The following is a 7,814-nucleotide window of genomic DNA, read 5'->3' on the forward strand; positions in this document are numbered from 1 at the left end:
GAAAAAGGAGGGATTGACATGGCACAAATTGTACTGAAGCAGATTGAAAAAAGCTTCAAGCAGGATAAAGTCATCGAGGGTCTCGATCTGACCATTGAGGATGGTTCATTTACGGTATTGGTTGGCCCGTCCGGCTGTGGAAAATCAACGACACTCCGCATGATCGCAGGACTTGATAAGGAGTCAGGCGGTGAAATTTGGATTGGAGACCATTGTGTCAATGGAGTGGAGCCGGGCAAGCGCAATATCGCCATGGTATTTCAAAACTACGCATTATATCCAATGATGACGGTCAAGGAAAACATCGAATTCGGCTTAGTGAACCGCAAGGTGCCTCGAACGGAGCGAGAGCGTCTCGTTAAGGAGATCACCGAGGTCGTCGGCCTAGCCGAGTATTTGCACAAGAAACCGCAGGCTCTGTCCGGAGGTCAGCGTCAGCGGGTTGCCTTGGCACGGGCCATGGTTAAGAATCCAGGGGTCTTCCTGATGGACGAGCCATTGTCCAATCTGGATGCGAAGCTTCGCCATCAGATGCGAACGGAGTTAATTCAGCTTCACAAACGGCTAGGCGCAACCTTTGTCTTTGTTACTCACGACCAGGTTGAGGCCATGTCGATGGGAGATCGTATTGTCATCATGAATAAAGGACGTATTCAACAAGCAGATAGTCCAATGAAAATCTACGATGATCCGGATAATGTTTTCACAGCCCAGTTTATCGGCACACCACCGATGAATGTAATTGATCGTGAACGTATCCTGCCTTTTCTAAATGGGCAGCTTCATGACGAAATTGGGCAGCTTGGCTTCCGTCCGGAGAAGACAACGATGACGACTGAGAACAGGCAGCAGCCCGGACATTTGCAGTTCCCGGCCCGTATCCTGACACGCGAGACACTGGGAGCAGAGATCATCTATCAACTGGAATCCGTGCTTGGCCTTGTCTCCGTGAAGAGTTTTTTGAAGCCGTTGGAGTCAGCCTCCGAGGTATACATCTCCGTGTCTATGCAGGACCTGTACTATTTTGACCGGGGTGGTGTGCGCGCCCGCCAGCATGAGCGAGCCGAAGTTGGAGAGCTTATTGTCCTGGGAGGGAACTATTCATGACCGTTTGGTCCAGGCTTCGTCCCTATGCAATGGTGGCTCCCTCCATCGTAGTGTTCTCCATTTTTTTCATCTATCCGATCTTTTATATGATCTTCTTGAGTTTTTACAACTGGGATTTTATTAATCCGGTTAAGGAATTCGTGGGCTTCAACAACTTTGTCGAGCTGTTTAAGGATAATGAGTTTCTTCAGGTGCTGAGCAACTCCTTGAACTATACGCTTCTTTCCGTATCCTTATCCATTGTGATTTCGCTTCTGCTTGCGATTTGGCTGAATCGGGAAGGGGCATGGTACGGGTTTGTTCAGGGAGCACTATTCAGTCCACATATTGTTTCACTTGTATCTGTTTCTCTAGTGTGGATGTGGCTAATGGATCCAAAATTCGGTCTGCTTAACGCTTTGCTGGACATGGTTGGCTTGCCCAAGCAGACATGGCTGAGCAGTCCTGACAGTTCATTACTGTCGCTTGTGCTCGTTTCGGTCTGGAAAGGCGTGGGCTACAACGCTCTTATCTTCATTGCTGGTCTGCAAAGCATTCCGAAGGATGTGTATGAGGCTTCAGCTCTGGACGAGGCCAATTGGTGGCGGAAGTTCTACAAGATTACGCTGCCCATGCTTTCACCGACCCTGTTTTTCTTAATCATCATTAATTTGATCAGTTCATTCCAGGTGTTTGAGACCATTGCCATTATGACCAACGGGGGTCCAATCAATTCAACCAACACACTCGTCTTTTACATCTACGAGTACGGATTCCGCTACTTCAAGATTGGTTACGCTTCGGCAGCGGGAGCAATCCTGCTCGTTGTCGTTGGTTTGCTTACGCTAGTCTACTTCAAGTTGCTGAGCCGCAAGGTTCACTACCAATAGAGAGGAGAAGGGAAATGTCATGGCAAGGAAGTCATTGCTGCGTATCCTGAATATTACTGCCACAATCGTTTTGGTTGCGATATTTGCAATCCCTTTTCTATGGATGATTTCAACATCATTGAAGTCTTACCCGGAGACGGTGATCTTTCCACCCAAGTGGATTCCCTCCAAGGTGATGTGGAGCAATTTCCAAGCGGCGTGGGAATCAGGGCCTTTTTTGAAATATCTACTGAATAGCGTTGTTGTATCGGTCAGTATACTTATTCTTCAATTCACGACCATTATATTGGCAGCCTATGCTTTTGCAAGATACTCCTTCAAAGGAGACAAGCTGTTATTCGGGATAACGATGGTGACCCTGATGATTCCTGGTCAACTCATTTTCCTACCTGTGTATTTGTTGATGAGCAAGTGGGGACTCATTAATAATTTGCTGGCACTCATTCTGCCCTTCTCTTCCAGCGCCTTTGGCATATTCATGCTCAGGCAGTCATTCAAGCAAGTACAGGAAGAGCTTATTGAAGCGGCACGGCTTGACCAAACCCCGGAATGGAAAATCATTCTCAAAATTATGGTGCCGATGGCCCGTCCAACGTTGGTCACCTTTGCATTGTTCAGCTTCATTGCACACTGGAATGATTACTTCTGGCCGCTCGTAATGACAACCTCCGATGCTGCAAGAACACTTCCGATTGGGATCTCTAAGCTGCGCGAGGTGGACGGAGGAGCAGCCTGGCACATTTTGATGGCTGGAAACATGATTTTGGTCGTTCCAATTCTTATTGTTTTCTTATTTGGACAACGTCAAATTATTAAGGCATTTGTCTATTCGGGTGTAAAATAATTAATTTAATAGGAGGATTTATCCATGAAAAAATTTGCATCTATTTTGTTAGCGGCAACGCTTGCGCTTACTGTAACTGCTTGCGGTGATTCCAACTCCGCTGGTTCAACCGATAATGCTGCTTCCGGTAGCTCGAATGGCGCGGCCAACAAACCCATAGAGATTACATATTGGTACTCATGGGGAGACAAAATTGCCGAGAACAATGAGAACTTGGTCAAAATGTTTAACGATTCCCAAGATGAAGTGATTGTGAAGGCAGAATATCAGGGGAGTTATGCAGATCAGCACTCTAAAGCACAGGCTGCTTTCGCAGCCGGCAATGCCCCTGAAGTATGGCAAAATGAAATTGCTTCAGTCGGTGTGTTTGCCGAATCGGGCATGACGCAGGAGTTGACTTCTTTTGTTGAGAAGGATCAGCTTGATATGGATGATTTTATTCAAGGGCTAATGGGGAATTCCTATGTGAATGATAAACTGTATGCTCTCCCTTATTTACGCAGCACACCGATCCTGTACTTTAATCGCACGATGCTGAAGGAGGCAGGACTTGATCCAGATGGACCCAAGAATTGGGCGGAATTTGAAGATTATGCCCACAAGCTAACGATCAAGGATCAGCGTTACGGCATCTCAATGCCTGTTGATATTTGGTTCTATGAGGCTTTTGTGAGACAGAGTGGAGGAACGATGATCAGTGAAGATGGAAAAAGCGCGGCGTTCAATAATGAAACCGGAATTGAGCCTGTGAAGCTGTGGCTGAAAATGAAGGAAGAAGGCATTATGAGCATTGGTACGACGGATGATGCCGGTACACAAGCGAAAACGGATTTCCACAATCAGCGTTCAGCGATGCTGTTCTCCTCGACTGCGGACCTGACAAACAATATGAAGGTTGCAGAAGATCAAGGCTTTGAGTTGGGAACGACATATATGCCAGCGAATGATACGTATGGGGTGCCGACAGGCGGTGCCAATCTGGTTATGACTTCTGGCCTGTCTCCAGAAAAGCAGGAGGCAGCATGGAAGTTCATCAAGTGGATGACTGCCAAAGAGCAAACGATTTATGCAAGCTCCTTTACCGGATATTTGCCTAGCCGCATCAGTGCAGTGGAGAGCGATGAAATGAAGAAGCTTTATGAGGAAAAGCCGCTGTTCAAGGTGGCGGTTGACCAACTGGAATATGCCGGTCCACGTCCAATGCAGAAGGTGTATCCAGAGATTGGTGAGATGATCAAAAATGAGATTCTTCGTGCGGTTGTTGATTCTTCCGTTTCGGCAGAGGCAGCTGTAGCTGAAGCAGCGAAGAAGGCCGATGCCTTGCTGATTAAGTAAAGTTATGATTTGAAATGACCAAAGAGCTAGGCGGCATATGTGCCGCTTGGCTCTTTGATTTGGTCATAAAACGAGAAAACGTATTATTGAGAAATTGAACTTTTAAAGAAATCCGTAAAATTCACTGGGGATCTGCCAATCAGGTTTTCCAAAGCGGGATGGGTATGCGAGAAATCTCCCTGTCGACTTGCCTGAAACATTCCCGTAAGCATGCCGACCATTGGTTCCGGAAGTCCACGTGATATCAAATGGTTCCGATATTCATCATCGGACACGACAATTCGCCGAATCGGTCGATCCAAAACCTTGGAAGCAACCGAAGCGATTCTATCCATATCAATCGCTTCGGAAGCCGTAAGGTTAGGAGTTATACCTTCATATCTCTGTTCTGTCAGGATTGCTGCTGTGGCTTCAGCCAAGTCGGAATGGGTTGTCCAGGCAACAGAACCATCTTCCGGAGCAATCAATTCCCCTGTTTTCAAGGCGTCACCCATCCACATTATCGCTGATGCGGCATAGAAGCCGTTTCGCAGCGACGTGTAAGCCATTCCGGAAGATTTTAGTAACTCTTCTGTAGCAGCATGAACGTTCATGGGAGAAAAATGCGACGTTGCTGATGAAAACATTTGACTAGTATACAGCAGTCGACGAACCCCGGCTTTCTTTGCCGAGTCAATTGCGGCTTGATGCTGACGAACAGCCACTTCTCCCAAGGAGTGGGAGGAGATGAGGAGAACTTGAGATGCTTCCTCAAAGGTGTGAAGGAGACTTTCAGAATTATCGAAATGTCCTTGCCGAACACGAACTCCGCGTTCTTTTAAATCCTGAGCCGCGTTCACATCACGGACACTTACACCAATATCCCTGGCAGGAATACGCTTGAGAAGTTGCTCTACGATTTTCCGACCTAATTTTCCGTTCGCTCCTGTAACAACAATCATTTCTACACTCATCCTTTCGTTTTCCAATCAAAAAAAGTTAGTTGTTATACGATTTTGTTTGTGCAATCATAATCGTATAAGTGCGTGTTGAATAAGTCGCATAATCAAAAGATAAAAGGATTGAGTTGTGCGAACAACCTGCAAAAAGCTGTTTTTGTTGTGTTCCCAACATTGTTGTCCTTTTGTCTGTTAGTGGAGTTCAAGAGAAAGGGGTCGTGAAATGTCGGTTAATCCTCAGGATCCGCGTGTTAAAAGAACCCGTCAATTGTTCGTCCAGGCTTTTAACGATCTGATTAGGAAAAAGAGAAACGTATATTCCATTTCTGTGCACGATATCACGAATCAAGCAATCGTAAATCGGACAACATTTTATGCGCACTTTCAGGATAAATATGACTTTCTAGAATATTGGATGACGGAAAAATTCCAAATGACGATAAGGGAGAGACTGCCGGAAGAAGCAAGATGTAATGAGGGCAATTTGCGAATCCTTATGCAAACCATATTCGATTTTCTTTTGCAGTTTAAACAATGTAGTACGCCAGGAGACAAGCAGTTTGAAGCCATGTTTGAAAATGCCATGCATCAGGATCTTCATCGACTCCTGCTTAAACGAATAAATGAAGTGCAGACAAAGGACTTTTCGCAAGAAAAATGGGAAGCCATTGCACTCGTTATCAGTTGGGGCATATTCGGATCGGCATTGCAGTGGAGCCGGAACCCTCAGGATCGCTCATTCGAAACGATGTTTGAAGAAGTCATTGAGGTTTTATCGTTCAATTTGGCCCCTTATTGGGAGAGCACAACCCGTTAAAGACAAGCATTTTTTGAATGCTTTGATCCCGTCGATGTAGTCACCTAATGTTTCAAAAAGCATACTTATAGGAACAACACCACGAAAAACGTCTTTTCATAACTAAAAAGTAAAGGGGATATACAGGGCATTTCATTAACGCACCGACGATTTAAAAAAAGTTGCGAAGCTTTGCCCCTTTAGATATGATTATCTAATGTGTGTTTCAGCTTATACAGTTAATTGACGATTAAAGATAGTGAGGTAGGAAAAATGATTGCAAAAACAGAAGAAGACTTTAATGGTTTGAAGGAAATTGGCAGAATTGTTGCCTTAATTCGAGATGAGTTGGTGCAAAGAACCATTCCTGGCATAACGACGAAGGAGCTTGATGATATAGCTGGGGAGCTTTTTGAGAAAGAAGGCGCAGTTTCAGCTCCCAAAAGTGAATATAATTTTCCTGGCTTTACTTGTATTAGTGTTAATGAAGAAGTGGCACATGGTATTCCAGGGCAACGGGTTATTCATGAAGGAGATCTGGTAAATATAGATGTTTCTGGCTCCAAGAACAGCTATTTCGCAGATACAGGAATTTCGTTTGTAGTAGGCGAAGGAGAAGAAGTGTTAACGAAAATATGTGATGTCGTTAAACAAGCATTTGAAGCCGGCCTTAAAAAAGCAAAACCCGGTTCCAAAAAAAGTGGAATTGGGAAAGCCGTATTCCAAACAGCTAGACAGCATGAATTAACGGTTATTAAAAACCTTACAGGACATGGTGTTGGACGTAATATACACGAAGCACCTAACCATATTTATAATTATAACGATACTTCGGATGATGAATTATTAAAGGAAGGCATGGTTATTGCCTTCGAACCATTTATCTCTACCCTAGAAGAAGAAGTATTCCAAAAAGAAGACAATTGGACCTTTGCTACAGAAAAAAGCTATGTAGCTCAATTGGAGCATACGATTATCCTGACTAAAAATGGTCCGATTATTGTCACACTTTAATGAAATGAATTGAATGAGAGCTTCTTTTCAGGTCGATTTCCCAACTGGGAGATCGGCTTTTTTGATTCCGCTTAACCAATTGCTTCATAACTTTAAGGTACAATAATAATGTCGAGGGACAAAACTACAGTTGTTAAATTGTGATGAGGAGCGGATGGGGCTTGAACAGAACAGTCATACTGGAGCGTCTTCAATCAGAGCTGCGCGAAGGTAATCACATCATCGGTGTCTCGACAGGCACAGGGATTACAGCCAAGTATGCAGCTCAGAGCGGAGCGGACTTTATATTAATGCTGAACTCCGGCAGGTTTCGCCAGATGGGGAGAAGCTCTCTGGCGGGCTTTTTACCGTTTTGCAACAGTAATGATATGGTGATGGATTTTGCGTCAAGAGAAATTGTGCCGCTGGTGAGGCATTCTCCCGTACTCTTTGGACTGAATGCGAATGATCCAACTATAGTAGTGGCTGATTACATTAAGGAAATCAAGGAAAGAGGCTTTTCGGGGGTCAATAACTACCCTACAGTCGGCTTAATGGACGGGCTGTTCAGGGAGGCTCTGGAGGAAGACGGGATCAGCTATGACATAGAGGTTGAGGCCATACGCCTGGCTCATCGACAGGAGTTGTTTACGGTGGCGTTTGTATTTGATGAACTTCAGGCGGCCCAAATGATTGAGGCGGGGGCAGATGTAATCTGTGCTCATCTCGGCCTGACGGAAGGCGGATTATTGGGCGCACGGAAGGTTGTATCCTTAGAGGCGGCCAAATCAAAGGCGTTGCGTATTTTTGATGCCTGCAACCAGCTTAAGCCGGATGTGATCAAGATGATTTACGGGGGTCCGGTCAAGACGCCAGTCGATGTCCAGTACATGTATAGCAACAATACAGACATTATGGGCTATATTGGCGGG

Annotated in this window: 8 protein-coding genes; 7 read left to right on the forward strand and 1 reads right to left on the reverse strand. The window is 45.2% G+C overall.

All coding sequences use genetic code 11. The features are described 5' to 3' along the window. The first annotated feature begins 18 nt into the window (after window positions 1-18). From AMS66_RS03205 to AMS66_RS03220, 4 genes are read left to right on the forward strand one after another with little or no spacing between them, the layout of a single operon-like run. Window positions 19-1,107: an ABC transporter ATP-binding protein gene (locus tag AMS66_RS03205; RefSeq protein ID WP_053779414.1), complete on the forward strand. Its 1,089-nt coding sequence runs from the start codon at window positions 19-21 to the stop codon at window positions 1,105-1,107. After that, window positions 1,104-1,976: a carbohydrate ABC transporter permease gene (locus AMS66_RS03210; protein WP_053779415.1), complete on the forward strand. Its 873-nt coding sequence runs from the start codon at window positions 1,104-1,106 to the stop codon at window positions 1,974-1,976. The genes AMS66_RS03205 and AMS66_RS03210 overlap by 4 nt, the downstream gene beginning before the upstream one ends. Before the next feature lie 19 nt (window positions 1,977-1,995). Beyond that, entirely contained in the window at window positions 1,996-2,820 is an 825-nt protein-coding gene (locus AMS66_RS03215) for a carbohydrate ABC transporter permease (RefSeq protein ID WP_053779416.1), read from the forward strand. Window positions 2,821-2,844: 24 nt separating this feature from the next. Next, window positions 2,845-4,155: an ABC transporter substrate-binding protein gene (locus AMS66_RS03220; protein ID WP_053779417.1), complete on the forward strand. Its 1,311-nt coding sequence runs from the start codon at window positions 2,845-2,847 to the stop codon at window positions 4,153-4,155. An 83-nt stretch (window positions 4,156-4,238) separates the two neighbouring features. Here AMS66_RS03220 and AMS66_RS03225 read toward each other — a convergent pair whose 3' ends face one another. Then, the gene (locus AMS66_RS03225) at window positions 4,239-5,096 is read right to left on the reverse strand and encodes an SDR family oxidoreductase (protein ID WP_053779418.1); all 858 of its coding nucleotides are present in this window, start codon (window positions 5,094-5,096) and stop codon (window positions 4,239-4,241) included. Window positions 5,097-5,508: 412 nt separating this feature from the next. Here AMS66_RS03225 and AMS66_RS03230 point away from each other — a divergent pair, with 412 nt between their 5' ends. From AMS66_RS03230 to AMS66_RS33390, 3 genes are all read left to right on the forward strand, one after another. Then, window positions 5,509-5,910: a TetR/AcrR family transcriptional regulator gene (locus AMS66_RS03230; protein ID WP_236703135.1), complete on the forward strand. Its 402-nt coding sequence runs from the start codon at window positions 5,509-5,511 to the stop codon at window positions 5,908-5,910. A 252-nt stretch (window positions 5,911-6,162) separates the two neighbouring features. Then, the gene (gene map / locus AMS66_RS03235) at window positions 6,163-6,903 is read left to right on the forward strand and encodes a type I methionyl aminopeptidase (protein ID WP_053779420.1); all 741 of its coding nucleotides are present in this window, start codon (window positions 6,163-6,165) and stop codon (window positions 6,901-6,903) included. A gap of 161 nt (window positions 6,904-7,064) precedes the next feature. Further along, window positions 7,065-7,814 (forward strand): phosphoenolpyruvate hydrolase family protein (locus tag AMS66_RS33390; RefSeq protein ID WP_236703137.1); only part of this gene is annotated, 750 nt, incomplete at its 3' end.

The sequence above is a fragment of the Paenibacillus xylanivorans genome (assembly GCF_001280595.1).
Taxonomy (GTDB): Bacteria; Bacillota; Bacilli; order Paenibacillales; family Paenibacillaceae; genus Paenibacillus; species Paenibacillus xylanivorans.

Bases quoted from the DNA above. Each gene is read 5' to 3' on its own strand.
- AMS66_RS03205 (WP_053779414.1), top strand. From the start codon at position 19: ATGGCACAAATTGTACTGAAGCAGATTGAAAAAAGCTTCAAGCAGGAT.
- AMS66_RS03210 (WP_053779415.1), top strand. From the start codon at position 1,104: ATGACCGTTTGGTCCAGGCTTCGTCCCTATGCAATGGTGGCTCCCTCC.
- AMS66_RS03215 (WP_053779416.1), top strand. From the start codon at position 1,996: ATGGCAAGGAAGTCATTGCTGCGTATCCTGAATATTACTGCCACAATC.
- AMS66_RS03220 (WP_053779417.1), top strand. From the start codon at position 2,845: ATGAAAAAATTTGCATCTATTTTGTTAGCGGCAACGCTTGCGCTTACT.
- AMS66_RS03225 (WP_053779418.1), bottom strand. From the start codon at position 5,096: ATGATTGTTGTTACAGGAGCGAACGGAAAATTAGGTCGGAAAATCGTA.
- AMS66_RS03230 (WP_236703135.1), top strand. From the start codon at position 5,509: ATGACGGAAAAATTCCAAATGACGATAAGGGAGAGACTGCCGGAAGAA.
- map (WP_053779420.1), top strand. From the start codon at position 6,163: ATGATTGCAAAAACAGAAGAAGACTTTAATGGTTTGAAGGAAATTGGC.